Source organism: Streptomyces sp. NPDC099050, from assembly GCF_044759865.1.
In the GTDB taxonomy this organism is placed as follows: Bacteria; Actinomycetota; Actinomycetes; order Streptomycetales; family Streptomycetaceae; genus Streptomyces.
The window spans coordinates 107,666-122,109 of record NZ_JBIWAE010000003.1 but is presented as its reverse complement, the minus strand read 5'-3'; the positions used below and the strand labels follow the sequence as shown (position 1 = coordinate 122,109).

General features: G+C 71.1%; 13 protein-coding genes. 5 read left to right on the top strand and 8 right to left on the bottom strand.

Annotated features, from left to right (window positions below):
* Positions 1 to 117: 117 nt before the first annotated feature.
* The 4 genes from ACIQV3_RS06505 (at position 118) to ACIQV3_RS06490 (ending at position 3,441) form a co-directional block, all read left to right on the top strand.
* Positions 118 to 1,128 (top strand): polyprenyl synthetase family protein, encoded by a 1,011-nt coding sequence (locus tag ACIQV3_RS06505; protein WP_403710336.1) that lies wholly within the window; start codon positions 118 to 120, stop codon positions 1,126 to 1,128.
* A gap of 324 nt (positions 1,129 to 1,452) precedes the next feature.
* A complete protein-coding gene (locus ACIQV3_RS06500; RefSeq protein ID WP_403710334.1) occupies positions 1,453 to 2,709 on the top strand; it encodes an outer membrane lipoprotein carrier protein LolA in 1,257 nt (418 codons plus the stop codon).
* Positions 2,710 to 2,824: 115 nt separating this feature from the next.
* Complete coding sequence (locus ACIQV3_RS06495; RefSeq protein WP_239516343.1) at positions 2,825 to 3,028, top strand: ribbon-helix-helix domain-containing protein; 204 nt, start codon at positions 2,825 to 2,827, stop codon at positions 3,026 to 3,028.
* Positions 3,025 to 3,441 (top strand): hypothetical protein, encoded by a 417-nt coding sequence (locus ACIQV3_RS06490; protein WP_403710332.1) that lies wholly within the window; start codon positions 3,025 to 3,027, stop codon positions 3,439 to 3,441. The genes ACIQV3_RS06495 and ACIQV3_RS06490 overlap by 4 nt, the downstream gene beginning before the upstream one ends.
* Here the strand turns inward: ACIQV3_RS06490 and ACIQV3_RS06485 are convergent.
* Positions 3,415 to 3,825: a hypothetical protein gene (locus tag ACIQV3_RS06485; protein WP_403710331.1), complete on the bottom strand. Its 411-nt coding sequence runs from the start codon at positions 3,823 to 3,825 to the stop codon at positions 3,415 to 3,417. The genes ACIQV3_RS06490 and ACIQV3_RS06485 overlap by 27 nt on opposite strands.
* 59 nt (positions 3,826 to 3,884) lie before the next feature.
* On the bottom strand, positions 3,885 to 5,201 hold the full coding sequence (locus tag ACIQV3_RS06480; RefSeq protein ID WP_403710330.1) for a M28 family metallopeptidase: 1,317 nt from the start codon (positions 5,199 to 5,201) through the stop codon (positions 3,885 to 3,887).
* Positions 5,202 to 5,393: 192 nt separating this feature from the next.
* On the opposite strand from ACIQV3_RS06480, the gene ACIQV3_RS06475 reads away from it, so the two are divergent.
* Positions 5,394 to 5,792 (top strand): DUF6193 family natural product biosynthesis protein, encoded by a 399-nt coding sequence (locus ACIQV3_RS06475; RefSeq protein WP_403710329.1) that lies wholly within the window; start codon positions 5,394 to 5,396, stop codon positions 5,790 to 5,792.
* A gap of 89 nt (positions 5,793 to 5,881) precedes the next feature.
* Here ACIQV3_RS06475 and rarD read toward each other — a convergent pair whose 3' ends face one another.
* The 6 genes from rarD to ACIQV3_RS06445 form a co-directional block, all read right to left on the bottom strand.
* Positions 5,882 to 6,880: an EamA family transporter RarD gene (gene rarD, locus ACIQV3_RS06470; RefSeq protein ID WP_403710327.1), complete on the bottom strand. Its 999-nt coding sequence runs from the start codon at positions 6,878 to 6,880 to the stop codon at positions 5,882 to 5,884.
* 172 nt (positions 6,881 to 7,052) lie between these two features.
* Positions 7,053 to 8,120 (bottom strand): 2-oxoacid:ferredoxin oxidoreductase subunit beta, encoded by a 1,068-nt coding sequence (locus tag ACIQV3_RS06465; protein WP_403710325.1) that lies wholly within the window; start codon positions 8,118 to 8,120, stop codon positions 7,053 to 7,055.
* Positions 8,113 to 10,176: a 2-oxoacid:acceptor oxidoreductase subunit alpha gene (locus ACIQV3_RS06460; RefSeq protein ID WP_403710323.1), complete on the bottom strand. Its 2,064-nt coding sequence runs from the start codon at positions 10,174 to 10,176 to the stop codon at positions 8,113 to 8,115. The genes ACIQV3_RS06465 and ACIQV3_RS06460 overlap by 8 nt, the downstream gene beginning before the upstream one ends.
* Before the next feature lie 144 nt (positions 10,177 to 10,320).
* The gene (locus tag ACIQV3_RS06455; protein ID WP_403710863.1) at positions 10,321 to 10,980 is read right to left on the bottom strand and encodes a LuxR C-terminal-related transcriptional regulator; all 660 of its coding nucleotides are present in this window, start codon (positions 10,978 to 10,980) and stop codon (positions 10,321 to 10,323) included.
* 349 nt (positions 10,981 to 11,329) lie between these two features.
* Positions 11,330 to 12,712, bottom strand: a complete 1,383-nt coding sequence (locus ACIQV3_RS06450) for a sensor histidine kinase (RefSeq protein WP_403710321.1) — start codon at positions 12,710 to 12,712, stop codon at positions 11,330 to 11,332.
* Between the two features lie 449 nt (positions 12,713 to 13,161).
* Complete coding sequence (locus tag ACIQV3_RS06445) at positions 13,162 to 14,355, bottom strand: sensor histidine kinase (protein ID WP_403710319.1); 1,194 nt, start codon at positions 14,353 to 14,355, stop codon at positions 13,162 to 13,164.
* Positions 14,356 to 14,444: the final 89 nt, after the last annotated feature.

Sequence of the window (14,444 nt, the reverse complement as noted above, 5' to 3'; positions counted from 1 at the left end):
GGCGGGCGCCCTGGGTGATCGAAAACAGACCGGATACGCTGGCTTGAGTGATGGCAGCGACACATCGACAATCCGTGTGATCGTCAAGGTGATCGTCAGCAGACAGGAGTACCCCTCGTGACCGTCGTCGGGCCGTTCGGACTGAGCGTGCGGGACCAGGCTCTTGAGACCGATGTCCAGGCCGGACTGGCCGCCGTCGAGGCGGGTCTGCTGGAAGCCACCAAGAGCGAAGTCCCCTTCATCACCGAGGCCGCGCAGCACCTGGTCCGCGCCGGCGGCAAGCGGTTCCGGCCGCTCCTGGTGATGCTGGCCTCCCGGTTCGGCGATCCCTACGCGCCGGGGATCGTGCCCTCCGCCGTGGTCGTGGAACTCACCCACCTGGCGACGCTCTACCACGACGACGTCATGGACGAGGCGGACGTGCGCCGCGGCGTGGAGAGCTCCAACGCCCGCTGGGGCAACTCCGTGGCCGTCCTGACGGGTGACTTCCTGTTCGCCCGCGCCTCGCACATCCTGGCGGACCTCGGCCCCGAGGCCGTACGCGTCCAGGCCGAGGCGTTCGAGCGCCTGGTGACGGGCCAGATCCTGGAGACCGCGGGCCCGCGCGACGGCCGCGACCCGGTCGAGCACTACCTCGACGTCATCGCCGGCAAGACCGGTTCGCTGATCGCGGTCTCCGGCCGCTTCGGCGCGATGATGTCCGGCGCCGACGAGTCGGTCGTCGACATCCTGACCCAGTACGGGGAGCGGCTCGGCACCGCCTTCCAGCTCGCCGACGACGTCCTCGACATCGCCTCCGACTCGCACGAGTCCGGCAAGACCCCCGGCACCGACCTGCGCGAGGGCATCCCGACGCTGCCGGTCCTGCGGCTGCGGGAGATGGCGGCCCAGGGCGGCGACCCCGACGACCTGGAGCTCGTACGGCTCCTGGACGGGGATCTGACGGACGACGCCCGGCACGCCGACGTGCTCGCCCGGCTGCGGGTCCACCCGGCCCTGGAGCAGGCCCGCAAGGACACCGTGCGGTACGCGGAGGAGGCGCGGGCCGCGCTGGCCCCGCTGCCCGAGTGCTTCGCGAAGTCGGCACTGGTGGAGCTCTGCGACGCCGTGGTCCACCGCGCGGGCTGACCGCGAACACCGGAGACACGAACACCGGCGACACGAACACCGGTGACACGAACACCAGAGACGCGAACACCAGAGAGCAGGGGCGAGGGCCCGGCGACCCCTACGGGTGGGGGAGGCCGGGCCCTCGTTTTGTCATCCCTGGGGCGTACGCACAGTTGGCTCCGGGGGCTGACGCCCCGACCCCCACTTCTTTGGTCAGATAGAGGCACATCCCCACCAGATCGGGTGAGAGTGGCGGCGAGGGGTGGACGTGGTCGCGTTTGTCGGCCACATGCAGGACGGGTAGGTCGCCGCCGTACACACACAGAGGTAGGGCAGACAGACATGGCAACGAACGCAAAAACCCGCAAGGCCGCTCGGTACGCCGTACCGGTCGCGGTGTTCGGTGTGGTCGCCGGCACCATCGCGATGGTCCCGGCCTTCGCGAACGCCGGTGGCCCGGACCTTCCCAAGGTCACGGCCCAGCAGCTCATCGAGAAGATCGCGGCCTCGGACGTGCAGCAGCTGTCCGGCAGCGCCAAGATCAGCACGGACCTGGGGCTGCCGAGCCTTCCGGCCGGCCTGCTGGGCGGCGGTGGCGGCGTGACCGGCGGCTCCGCGGACCCGCAGGACAAGCTCGCCCAGCTGGCGAGCGGCACCCACACCTTCCGCGTCGCCGCCGACGGCCCCGACCGCCAGAAGCTCACCTTCGTGGACGGCAAGGACGAGTACAGCCTCATCCACAACGGCGACGACGTCTGGGGATACGACTCCAAGTCGAAGGAGGTCTTCCACGAGAAGACGCCCACCGACAAGACGGACGGCGGCAAGGGCGGCACGGGCGACAAGAACACAGAGCGCAAGGCCGGCGACGGCCTCCCGGCCTCTCCGCAGGAGATCGCCCAGGAGGTCCTGAAGGCCGCCGGACCCACCACCGGCATCACCGTCGGCGACACGGCCCAGGTGGCCGGCCGCGACGCCTACCAGCTGGTCCTGAAGCCGAAGGGGACCGGTTCGACGGTCGCCTCGGTGAAGATCGCGGTGGACGCGAAGAACGGCGTGCCGCTGCGCGTGCAGGTGCTCTCCACCGACGGCGGCAAGCCGATCGTGGACGCCGGCTTCACCAAGGTGGACTTCTCCAAGCCCTCCGCCGACACCTTCGCCTTCACCCCGCCCAAGGACGCCAAGGTGACCGAGGGCGCGGCCGGCGAGCACGGCAAGGGCGAGGGCAAGGGCAAGGGCGCCGACAAGGGCCTGGACGCGCTCGAAGCCATCCCCGGCCTGGGCGGCCTGACCGGCGGCGCCGGCGGCGCCAAGGGCGAGCCGACGGTCCTCGGCGAGGGCTGGACCTCGATCGCCCGGATCGAGACCGGCGCGACCAACACCCTCAAGGGCCTGGACGACGCCGCCAAGGACGAGAACGCGCCCAAGGGGGCCGCTCAGTTCCTCGACTCGCTCGGCGAGAAGGTCTCCGGGAAGTTCGGCGAGGGCCGTGTCCTGAAGACCCGCGTGGTCAACGCGCTGATCACGGACGACGGCAAGGTCTACGTCGGCGCGGTCACCAAGGCCGAGCTGGTGAAGGCGGCCGACGCCAACAAGTAGGCGACGCCGGCGAAGAGCCGGAGCGGCTGTCCGAGGGTGGGCGGGGACTGTGTCCCTGCCCACCCTTGTGCCGTTCCGGCCCTGCGTACAGCAGCCCCGCTGTACCGTGAAAAGCATGTCGAGACACGTCACCATCCGCCTGGAAGAAGAGTTCCACGAACGCCTCAAGGCGCGTGCGGCGGCCCTGGGCACGACGGTCACCGCGCTGATCACCGAAGTCACGGAACGCGAGCTCGACGAGGACCGGAAGAACTTCCTGTCCGGGATCGAGGAATTCGCCGACCACTGGGGCTACTTCCAGGAGCGGTTCGGGCATTGAAGATCACCATGGAGTGGGCCTGGACAGCCCTGGCCCACCACCTCCCGTCCGATCCCGCCGTGTGGGATCCCTCCGGAGTGGCCGCCGCCGTGGCCCGGCACCAGAACGACCTCGTCCTGGTCCCCGAGCAGCCCGCCCCGGACACCGCGTGGCGGGCCGCGGCGTTTCTGCACACGCTCGCGGTGTGCCCGGCGCTCGAATCGCCGATGAACGAGTTCTACGCCGCCGCCGCCACCCGCTCGTACCTGCGGGTCGCCGGGGCCAAGCAGCTGCCGTCGCCGGAGGAACTCGGCGATCTGGTGGAGGCCGCGAAGCTGGGGCACGCCGATGTCGCCGCGGTCGCGGAGGAACTGCGGTCCCGGATCCAGGAGCCGCTCTCGGCCTCGCTACGGGGCCCCGCGCAGGACACGTAGGACGCGCAGCACCATCGGGGCCTCGTCCGGGTGCAGCCGCAGCTCGGTGGCCCCGTCCGCGGAGCGGAACGCGACGCTGATCCCGTCGGCGGAAGCGGCCTCCAGGGGCGGGAAGTCCGCCGTGCGCGCAGCGCCTGTACGCCCCTTCGCGTGCCAGCGGACCGGACCGCCCGGCCCGCCGGGCGGCAGCTCCAGCAAGCCTTCGGCCCAGGCGCCCCCGGTCAGTTCGCGGTCGCGCAGATCGCAGGGGACGAGGACGGCACGGCCCTGCGCGTGGTCCGCCAGCCGGGCCCGCCGCCGGCGCCGCCGTACGAGCGGGACCGGGTTGAGGGGCGAGAGGGCCTGGGCCAGCAGGGTCAGTAGTGCAGCGAGGAGCTCCGGCATGATCCGATCAGATCACACCGGAGCTCCAAAGGACTAGACCACTTGGGGGGGTTGGTGCCCTAGAAAGTGATCTTCCAGCTGTTGATGTAGCCGACGTCCTGCGCCGCCGCGTCCTTGACCCGGAGGTTCCAGACCCCGTTGGCGACCTCGGAGGAGGCGTTGACCGTGACGGACTTGACGATGTTGTCCGCGCTGCCGCCGGTGCGGTTGTGCAGGTTGTACAGGGTGCCGTCGGGGGCGACGAGGTCGACCACCAGGTCACCGATGTAGGTGTGGACGATGTTCACGTCGACCTTGGTGGTGGCCGGCGCGTTGCCCGCGACGCCCGAGACCGTGATCGGCGAGTTCACCGCGGCGGCCGGGGAGTCCGGGACGTTCACGTCGGCCGTGTTCTCGAAGGACGGGCCCGGCGGGACCGGGGTGGCGAACCCGAGGTTCCAGATCGCGTAGGCGATGGCGTCGGAGTTGCGGTCCAGGGCGGTGTCGTTGATGTTCGACGTGTTGTCGCAGGAGGAGTGGTAGCAGCGGTCGAAGGCCTGACCGGAGGTGCCGCCCCACTTCGTCGCCTGGGCCGCCGACTTGGTGTTGCTGGCGCCGGTGAACAGGCCGCCGACGGGGATGCCGACGTTCTTGAAGGACGCGTGGTCGGAGCGGCCGTCGCCCTCGGTCTCGATCTCGGTGGGGACGCCGAGGCCCGCGTAGTAGTTCTTGAAGGTCTGCTCGATCGTGGGGTCGTCGTCGTAGACGAAGTAGCCCGGGTTCGGCGAGCCGATCATGTCGAAGTTCAGGTACCCGGCGAACTTCGCGCGCTCGGCGGTCGGCAGGTTGTTGACGTAGTACTTCGACCCGACCAGGCCCAGCTCCTCCGCGCCCCACCAGCCGAAGCGCAGGTGCTTCGTGGGCGTGAGGCCGGCCCGGGAGACGGCGAGCGCGGTCTCCAGGACGGCCGCGCTGCCGGAGCCGTTGTCGTTGATGCCCGCGCCGGAGGTCACCGAGTCGAGGTGGGCGCCGGACATCAGGACCGAGTTGGGGTCGCCGCCCGGCCAGTCGGCGATCAGGTTGTAGCCGGTGGCACCGCCGGAGGTGAAGGTCTGCAAGGTGGTCGTGAAACCGGCCGCGTCGAGCTTGGCCTTCACGTAGTCGATCGAGGCCTTGTAGCCGGCCCTGCCGTGGGCGCGGTTGCCGCCGTTGGCGGTGGCTATGGACTGCAGCTGCGTCAGGTGTGCCTTGACGCTGGCCAGCGGGATGTCGGGCGGCGTGGGCGCGGCGGCGACCGAGGTCGGCGTGGCGAGCGCGGCGGGGGCGGTGGCGGCGAGGAGACCGGCGACCGCGAGGGCGGTCACGGCGGCCAGGCGCCGGGAGACGGACAGGCTCATGTGGGGGCTCCGGGATTCCGTACTGGGGACGTGTGCGGAAACGTGCGGGGTGGAACAAGTGAGCAACGTGCGTCAGTGCGAGCCTGATGGTCAACGAGGACATGACAGTCCGTCAAGACCTCAATCCGGTCACACCCGTTCGGAAAGCGGACGGAGCCGCCCGTGAGGCCGGGGCGGGAGCACACTGGGGGGATGAACGTGAACGAAGAGACCCGTGCGGCGGTCGTCGAGGCCCAGTGGGCCGGCACGCGGCGGGCCTGGGCGGACAAGCTGGAGCGCCTCGGCTCCGAGGACTGGCGTACCGGCACCATCGCGGTGCTGGAGGCGGCCTACGAGGACCCGATCCTGCGGCAGCTGTACCCGTACACGAGCCATGGCCACGTGAACTTCAGCAGCACGACCCGCTTCCCCTACGAGGTGGCGGTCCCCTTCGTGATCCCGCTGCCCGACGGGCGGTTCCGCGTCATGCGGCGCGATCCGTCCGCGGAGGTCGGCGAGGTCGCCACGGCCGGGGAGGCCGTGACCCTGGTGGTCACGAACGTACCGCCGCGCCTGCGGCTCGCCGCCACGGGGCTGCCGATGGAGGCATAGGCCGCCCGGATCCGGCGGACACGCGGACGGGCGCGTCCGAAGACGCGCCCGTCGGTGCTGCTGCGGCTGCGGCTGCGGTGGTGCCGGTGTTACGCGGTCTCGCGCGCCGGGGCCGTGGCCGGGAGCGGGGCCGGGAGCGGGTCCGGCGCCGGAAGCGGCGCCGGCAGGCCGTCGAGGCGCAGGCCGTCGAGGCGCATCGCGCGGGACCGGTGGGCGGTGCGCAGGGCGTCCCAGGTGAGGATCGACAGGGCGGCCCAGACCAGGGAGAAACCGGCCCAGCGCGCGGCCGGCATGGCCTCGTGGAAGTACAGGACGCCGAGGCCGAACTGGAAGACCGGGGCCATGTACTGGAGCAGCCCGAGGGTGGACAGCGGGACCCGGATCGCGGCGGCGCCGAAGCAGATCAGCGGGATCGCGGTGACCAGCCCGGCCGAGGCCAGCAGGGCGGCGTGGCCCGGGCCCTGCGCGGTGAAGGTGGACTCGCCGCGCGAGCCGAGCCACAGCAGGTAGCCGAGGGCGGGCAGGAACATGATCACGGTCTCGGCGGTCAGCGATTCCAGGCCGCCCATGCCGAGCTGCTTCTTGATCAGCCCGTACAGGGCGAAGGAGAAGGCCAGGATCAGCGAGATCCACGGCGGCCGCCCGTACCCGACGGCGAGGACCAGCACGGCCGCGACGGCGATGCCGACCGCCGCCCACTGCGTGCGGCGCAGGCGCTCGCCGAGCACCAGGACGCCGAGCGCGATGGTGACCAGGGGGTTGATGAAGTAGCCGAGGCTCGCCTCGACGACCGCGCCGTTGTTGACCGACCAGATGTACACGCCCCAGTTCACGGTGACCAGGGCGGCGGCCACCCCCGTGAGGGCGAGCTTGCGCGGCTGGCGCAGCAGCTCGGAGACCCATCCCCAGCGGCGCAGGGCCAGCAGTGCCACGCCGACCACGGCCAGGGACCACACCATGCGGTGGGCGAGGATCTCGATCGCGCCGGCGGGCTGGAGGAGTGGCCAGAAGAGGGGCACGATCCCCCACATCCCGTACGAGGCGAAGCCGTAGAGCAACCCCGTGCGCTGGTCGTTCTGTGCCTTCACGGGACCTCCAGAGCTACTTCAAGCCAACCTGACGACGGTAGCGCCGCACGCGTCGAAAGTCATTAGTCTCAGGCGAGATGCTCATGACACTTGGGTGGCGGCCCGGCGGACGCGACACGACGAAGCCCGGACCCTCCCTGCGGGTCCGGGCTTCGAAGGACTGCTGGATGCCTCAGCCGACGACGGTCCAGGTGTCGTTCCCGCCCAGCAGCGCGCCGAGGTCGCCCTTGCCGCTGCGGTCCACGGCCGTCTCCAGCTGATCGGCCATGAGCGTGTCGTAGACGGGCCGGCGCACGTTGCGGAAGACCCCGATGGGCGTCCGGTGCAGCGTGTCGGGGTCGGCCAGCCGGGACAGCGCGAACGCGTTGGTCGGGGAGGCCGAGGAAGCGTCGTGGACCAGGATCCGGGACTCGTTGTCCGGGGCCACGGTCACGACCTCCAGGTCACCGGTGGCCACGTCGCGCACGACGCCCTTGGCGTTGTCCACGCCGAAGCGGATCGGCTGCCCGTGTTCCAGCCGGATCACGGCCTCCTGGGCCTGCTCGTGGTCCTTGAGGACCTCGAAGGCGCCGTCGTTGAAGATGTTGCAGTTCTGGTAGATCTCCACCAGCGCCGTGCCCTCGTGGGCGGCCGCCGCGCGCAGCACCTCGGTGAGGTGCTTGCGGTCGGAGTCGACCGTACGGGCCACGAAGGAGGCCTCCGCGCCGATCGCGAGCGAGACCGGGTTGAAGGGCGCGTCGAGCGAGCCCATCGGGGTGGACTTGGTGATCTTGCCGACCTCGGAGGTGGGGGAGTACTGCCCCTTGGTCAGCCCGTAGATCCGGTTGTTGAACAGCAGGATCTTGAGGTTGACGTTCCGCCGCAGGGCGTGGATCAGGTGGTTTCCGCCGATGGAGAGCGCGTCCCCGTCACCGGTGACCACCCAGACCGACAGGTCGCGCCGCGAGGTCGCCAGCCCGGTGGCGATGGCCGGGGCGCGGCCGTGGATCGAGTGCATCCCGTACGTGTCCATGTAGTACGGGAAGCGCGAGGAGCAGCCGATGCCCGAGACGAAGACGATGTTCTCCTTCGCCAGTCCCAGCTCCGGCATGAAGCCCTGGACGGCGGCGAGCACCGCGTAGTCGCCGCAGCCGGGGCACCAGCGGACCTCCTGGTCCGACTTGAAGTCCTTCATCGACTGCTTGGCGGCCGCCTTGGGCACCAGCGAGAGAAGGGTGGGGCTGTCGGTCACCTCAGTCATTGATGGCCTCCTTGAGATGGTTGGCGAGCTGCTCGGCCTTGAACGGCATGCCGTTCACCTGGTTGTACGACTGTGCGTCGACCAGGTACTTCGCCCTCAGGAGGATCGCGAGCTGCCCGAGGTTCATCTCCGGCACCACTACCTTGTCGTAACGCTTCAGGACCTCACCCAGATTCCTCGGGAACGGGTTGAGGTGGCGCAGGTGGGCCTGCGCGACGGGGAGCCCGGCGAGCCGCAGCCGGCGTACGGCGGCCGTGATCGGCCCGTACGTCGAACCCCAGCCGATCACCAGGGTCCGCGCGCCGTCCGGGTCGTCGACCTCCACGTCCGGGACCTGGATGCCGTCGATCTTGGCCTGGCGGGTGCGGACCATGAACTCGTGGTTGGCCGGGTCGTACGAGATGTTGCCCGTGCCGTCCTGCTTCTCGATGCCGCCGATCCGGTGCTCCAGCCCCGGCGTGCCCGGGACCGCCCACGGGCGGGCCAGGGTCTGCGGATCGCGCTTGTACGGCCAGAAGACCTCGGTGCCGTCCGCGAGCTCGTGGTTGGGTCCGGCGGCGAACTGGACCTTCAGGTCCGGCAGGTCCGCCACGTCCGGGATCCGCCAGGGCTCGGAGCCGTTGGCGAGGTACCCGTCGGAGAGCAGGAACACCGGGGTCCGGTAGGTCAGCGCGATCCGGGCCGCGTCCAGCGCGGCGTCGAAGCAGTCCGCCGGGGTGCGCGGGGCCACGATCGGCACCGGGGCCTCGCCGTTGCGCCCGTACATGGCCTGGAGCAGGTCGGCCTGCTCCGTCTTGGTCGGCAGCCCGGTCGAGGGGCCACCGCGCTGGATGTCCACGATCAGCAGCGGCAGCTCCAGGGAGACCGCCAGACCGATCGTCTCGGACTTCAGCGCCACGCCCGGGCCGGAGGTGGTGGTCACGGCGAGCGCGCCGCCGAAGGCCGCGCCCAGCGCCGCGCCGATGCCGGCGATCTCGTCCTCGGCCTGGAAGGTGCGTACGCCGAAGTTCTTGTGCCGGCTCAGCTCGTGCAGGATGTCCGAGGCCGGGGTGATCGGGTACGAGCCCAGGTAGAGCGGCAGATCGGCCTGCTGGCCCGCCGCGATCAGCCCGTAGGACAGGGCCAGGTTCCCGGAAATGTTGCGGTAGGTGCCGGTCGGGAAGGCGCGGGTGGCCGGGGCCACCTCGTAGGAGACGGCGAAGTCCTCGGTGGTCTCGCCGAAGTTCCAGCCCGCCCGGAAGGCGGCGACGTTCGCCTCCGCGATCTGCGGCTTCTTCGCGAACTTCTGCCGCAGGAACTTCTCGGTGCCCTCGGTGGGCCGGTGGTACATCCAGGACAGCAGCCCGAGCGCGAACATGTTCTTGCTGCGCTCGGCCTCCTTGCGGGAGAGCCCGAACTCCTTCAGCGCCTCGACCGTGAGGGTGGTCAGCGGCACCGGGTGGACGTTGTAGGCATCCAGGGAGCCGTCTTCCAGCGGGGAGGTCTCGTAGCCGACCTTGGCCATCGGGCGCTTGGTGAACTCGTCGGTGTTGACGATGATCTCCGCGCCGCGCGGCACGTCCGCGATGTTCGCCTTCAGCGCCGCCGGGTTCATCGCCACCAGGACGTTCGGGGCGTCGCCCGGCGTCAGGATGTCGTGGTCGGCGAAGTGCAGCTGGAAGGACGACACGCCGGGGAGGGTGCCGGCGGGCGCCCTGATCTCGGCCGGGAAGTTCGGCAGCGTCGAGAGGTCGTTGCCGAAGGAGGCGGTTTCCGAGGTGAACCGGTCACCGGTGAGCTGCATGCCGTCACCGGAGTCGCCCGCGAAGCGGATGATCACCCGATCGAGTTGGCGCACTTCCTTCGGCACGGCGTCGCCGGTGGCCCGGGCGTCGGCTCCGGTGGCCCGGGCGTCGGCTCCGGTGGCCCGGGCGTCGTCGGTGGCCCCGGCCTCTCCATTGAGGACCGCCTGACCTGCGGGTTCGCCGTTCGGGCCCGGGGACGTCCGCTGCTCGCCGACGACTGCGCCCTCGGCCCCGTCGGACTGTTCGGCTGGGCTACTGACCTGGCTGGTCACTGAACTGGACCTCCTTCGAGGCGTGAGCACTGCCCAAGGTCCACCCTACGACCGTAGGGATCGCTTCCCCGGGCTGCTCATTTTCTGGACCGCCCCTTCGGCGGTCTGTCCGAATCCGGCCTTACCTGACAGAGTGTCAGTTGATCAAGATCTTAGGTAGGTGAGAACGGCCAGCACGCGCCGGTGATCCCCGTCACTGGGCGACAGGCCCAGCTTCATGAAGATGTTGCTGACGTGCTTCTCCACCGCGCCGTCGCTCACCACCAGCTGCTTGGCCACCGCGGAATTGGTCCGCCCCTCGGCCATCAGCCCCAGCACCTCGCGCTCGCGCGGGGTCAGCCCCGCCAGTACGTCCTGCTTGCGGCTGCGGCCGAGCAGCTGCGCCACGACCTCCGGGTCCAGGGCGGTACCGCCCCGGGCCACGCGGACGACGGCGTCGAGGAACTCGCGCACATCGGCCACCCGGTCCTTCAGCAGGTACCCCACCCCCGTACTGGAGCCGGCCAGCAGCTCCGTGGCGTACTGCTCCTCCACGTACTGGGACAGCACGAGCACGCCTATCCCGGGGTGATCGCGCCGCAGCCGCACGGCCGCCCGTACGCCCTCGTCGGTGTGCGTCGGCGGCATCCGCACATCGGCCACGACCACGTCCGGCAGCGCGTTCTGCGCCGCCAGCTCCGCCACCGTCTTGATCAGGGCTTCCGCGTCCCCGACGCCTGCGACGACGTCATGCCCCCGGTCGGTCAGCAACCGGGTCAGGCCCTCACGCAGCAGCACTGAATCCTCGGCGATGACCACCCGCACCCTGTCTTCCACGACTTCGCTGCTCCCGCGTTTGCTCAAACCCCGTGTTCCCTGACTCAGCCAAGCATCCCAGTCTTGAGCCCGGATACAGCCGGAGCGCGATCAACCAGCACCCCCGGACCGGCTGTTTCCGGCCCCCGGAGGACTCTCGGCGCCCCTGCCCCGGAAAGTCAGGCCTTTGGCCCCGGGGCGGAACGGGACGAAGGGCACAGGGTTGGGGGTGGTCGGGGGAGCCGGAGGGGGCATGCGACGGCACGGACACCCACGTACGGGGCATCCGTGCGGCCGATCGGCGGGGGTAGGGGGCAGGGGTACACGGGGGTACGGGGTGTGGGGTACGGGGTACGGGTCAGGCGGCCGTCCGCCAGGGGAGCTCCGCGGTGACGGTCGTACCGCCACCGACGGGGGAGTCCACGACCAGCACCCCGTCCACGGCGTCGAGCCGCTCGGCGAGCCCGGCCAGCCCCGAACCGGCGACGGCGCCGGCGCCCGCCCCGCCCACACCGTCGTCGGCGACCTGGATCAGCAGCCGCTCGCCGGACTTCCACACGTCGACCCCGGCCGTACGGGCCCCCGCGTGCTTGCTCACGTTCTGCAGCAGCTCCGACACCGTGAAGTACGCGATTCCCTCGATCGCCGCCGCCGGCCGCGAGGGCAGATCCACCGCCACCCGTACGGGCACCGCGCAGCGGGAGGCCACCGAGGACAGCGCAGCGTCCAGCCCCCGGTCGGTCAGCACCGCCGGGTGGATCCCGCGGGCCAGGTCCCGCAGCTCCTGGAGGGCGATCTTCACTTCACCGTGCGCCTCGTCCACCATCCGCGCGGCGGCCCGCGGGTCCTGCGCCAGCTTCTCCTTCGCCAGTCCCAGATCCATGGCCAGCGCCACCAGCCGGGCCTGCGCACCGTCGTGCAGATCGCGCTCGATGCGCCGCAGGTCCGCCGCGGCGGTGTCGACCATGACACCCCTGTCCGACTCCAGTTCGCTGACCCGGTTCGCGAGCCGCGACGGCCCGAGCAGTCCGGACACGAGCACCCGGTCGACGGTGGTCAGGGCCCGTACCACCCAGGGCGTGGCGAGCGTGAGGGCGAGCCCGGTCGCGCAGGTCGCCACGATCGCGAGGGGGGAGTCGAGATAGAAGGTGTAGGAGTCGCCGTTCTGGAAGAGCTGCAGCCCCGGCTGATCGGTGAAGGCCGGGAAGACCCAGAACCAGAGCGGGTAGAGCAGCATGGCCCACCCGTAGGCCCAGAACGTCAGGGCCACGCAGAAGGCGAACACCGCCCACGGGAAGTGGATCACCGAGTACAGCGCGTGCCGCCAGGCGCTCCCGCTCTTGAGCAGCGCCGCCATCCGGGCGATCGCCCCGTCCTTCGCCGCCCGGATCGGAGCCGGCTCGGCGATGTCGTGGCCGAGCATCCCGCGCACCCGGGCCCGCTCCACGCGCCCGAACCCGCGGCACATGGCCAGCACCCCGGCCAGCACCGGGACTCCGAGGAAGGTGACGAGCAGTCCGGCGCCGAGGCTGACTCCGGTGATGGCGAGCGAGAAGTACAGCGTGCTGAGCGGCAGCCCGAGCATCAGGTACCCGAACTCCCGCCAGGTCCGCCCCTCGAAGGGAGCCCGCACCACCCTGCCGACCGAACTACCGCCCGCTCCGCTGCTACCCATGTCGCCGACCCGCCCTTCCTCCACTGTGTCCCCCAACCCTCCCGCGGAGCCCCCACCCGCAACCATCCGGCAGGTCGGCCTCTCCCGAGGGGGGTTAACCCCACCCCGGGTTCCGACCTGGGTTCCGGCCCTGGGCCCCCACCCGGGTCACCACCCTGGGGGAGGCCCCCTGCCCCTGCACTCGGCGGCCGCCGCGCGGGGCCGAGTCCCCTCCCCGCCCTTCGCCCGTCCCCTGGGCTCCGCCCAGACCCGCGCCTCAAACGCCGGCGGGGCTGGATCACCCTGCAGGGTGATCCAGCCCCAACGACCGGCACGTGTGGGTTGGCGTAGCCAAATTCCAGCCCCCAACGGCCGGCACGTGCAGACCAGCCCAGCCAAAATCAGCCCCGCCGGCGTTTGAGGCGCGGGGGTCCGGGGGCTGGTCCCCGGGAGCGGCGCCGCACCCACCCACGGCGGGCGCCACATCCAGCGCCGCCGGCGTGTGAGGCGGAAGGGCCTCCGGCCGGCGCCAGGCCCTACCGGGCCACCCGCTCCCGCCACGGCAGCTCCGCCGTGACCACGGTCCCCGCCCCCTCGGGAGACTCGACCACCAGCACGCCGTCGACCGCGTCGAGCCGCTCACCCAGCCCCGCCAGCCCCGACCCGGCCAGGGCGTTCGCGCCGCCCCGCCCGTCGTCCGACACCCGGATCAGCAGTCGCCCGTCGGCGGAGCCACCCGCCCGCCAGACCTCGACCTCCGCGCACCGAGCCCCCGGCCCCGCGTGCTTGCTCACGTTCTGCAGCAGCTCCGAGACCACGAAGTACGCGATCCCCTCGATCGCCTCCGCCGGCCGCGCCGGCAGGTCCACCGACACCTTCACGGGGACCAGGCACCGCGAGGCCACCGAGGACAGCGCCGCGTCCAGCCCCCGGTCGGTCAGCACCGCCGGGTGGATCCCGCGCGCCAGGTCCCGCAGCTCCTGCAGAGCGATCTTGACCTCTCCGTGCGCCTCGTTCACCATCGCCGCCGCCCCCTCGGGGTCCTCCAGCAGCTTCTCCTTCGCCAGGCCCAGCCCCATCGCCAGCGCCACCAGCCGGGCCTGCGCCCCGTCGTGCAGGTCCCGCTCGATGCGCCGCAGGTCCGCCGCCGCGGTGTCGATCACGACACCGCGGTCGGACTCCAGCTCGGCGATGCGCCGCTCCAGTTCGTCGGAGGGCGACAGCAGGCCCCGTACCATCGCGCGGTCCACGTTCGCGAGCCCCCGGACCACCCACGGCAGCACCGGCCACAGCACGAACAGCCCGGTCAGCGCCACGGTGAAGGTGACCACCGCCCACGGCAGCCGGATCAGCTCGAACAGCACGGTCCGCCACGCCACCGGGTCCTTGAGGGTCGCCCACAGCCAGGGGAAGAACCCGCCGGACCGCCGCGGCCCCGGCATCGGGGTCGGCTCGTCGACGCGTACGCCCAAGAGGTCGCGGGCCCGCGCCCGTTCCAGCCGTCCCAACTGGCGAGACACGAACAGACCGCATGCGAACAGCGGCAGACCGATCGCGGTCACCGACAGACCGCCCGCGGTCGCCACCATCACCACGGTGTAGACGAACCCGATGAGGGCGGCCGGGAAATTGCTCAACAGGTAGGCGATTTCCTTCCACGTCACGGCATCGAAGGGTGCGCGTACGGGCGGAGGAGCGCCGTCGTCGGGGGTGTGCTTGCTCGCGGTCATGGGCCTACCCTGCCAACCCCGTGGCCCCTCGTGCCATGGGGTAGCCGGGCCGAGGTAAACGGGGGATAACCCCACCCCGTGGACCCCAG

Coding starts and splice junctions, on each gene's coding strand:
- ACIQV3_RS06475 (WP_403710329.1), top strand. CDS start 5,394: ATGAACGTGAACGAAGAGACCCGTGCGGCGGTCGTCGAGGCCCAGTGG.
- ACIQV3_RS06485 (WP_403710331.1), bottom strand. CDS start 3,825: ATGCCGGAGCTCCTCGCTGCACTACTGACCCTGCTGGCCCAGGCCCTC.
- ACIQV3_RS06500 (WP_403710334.1), top strand. CDS start 1,453: ATGGCAACGAACGCAAAAACCCGCAAGGCCGCTCGGTACGCCGTACCG.
- ACIQV3_RS06450 (WP_403710321.1), bottom strand. CDS start 12,712: ATGGTTGCGGGTGGGGGCTCCGCGGGAGGGTTGGGGGACACAGTGGAG.
- ACIQV3_RS06495 (WP_239516343.1), top strand. CDS start 2,825: ATGTCGAGACACGTCACCATCCGCCTGGAAGAAGAGTTCCACGAACGC.
- ACIQV3_RS06465 (WP_403710325.1), bottom strand. CDS start 8,120: ATGACTGAGGTGACCGACAGCCCCACCCTTCTCTCGCTGGTGCCCAAG.
- ACIQV3_RS06480 (WP_403710330.1), bottom strand. CDS start 5,201: ATGAGCCTGTCCGTCTCCCGGCGCCTGGCCGCCGTGACCGCCCTCGCG.
- ACIQV3_RS06445 (WP_403710319.1), bottom strand. CDS start 14,355: ATGACCGCGAGCAAGCACACCCCCGACGACGGCGCTCCTCCGCCCGTA.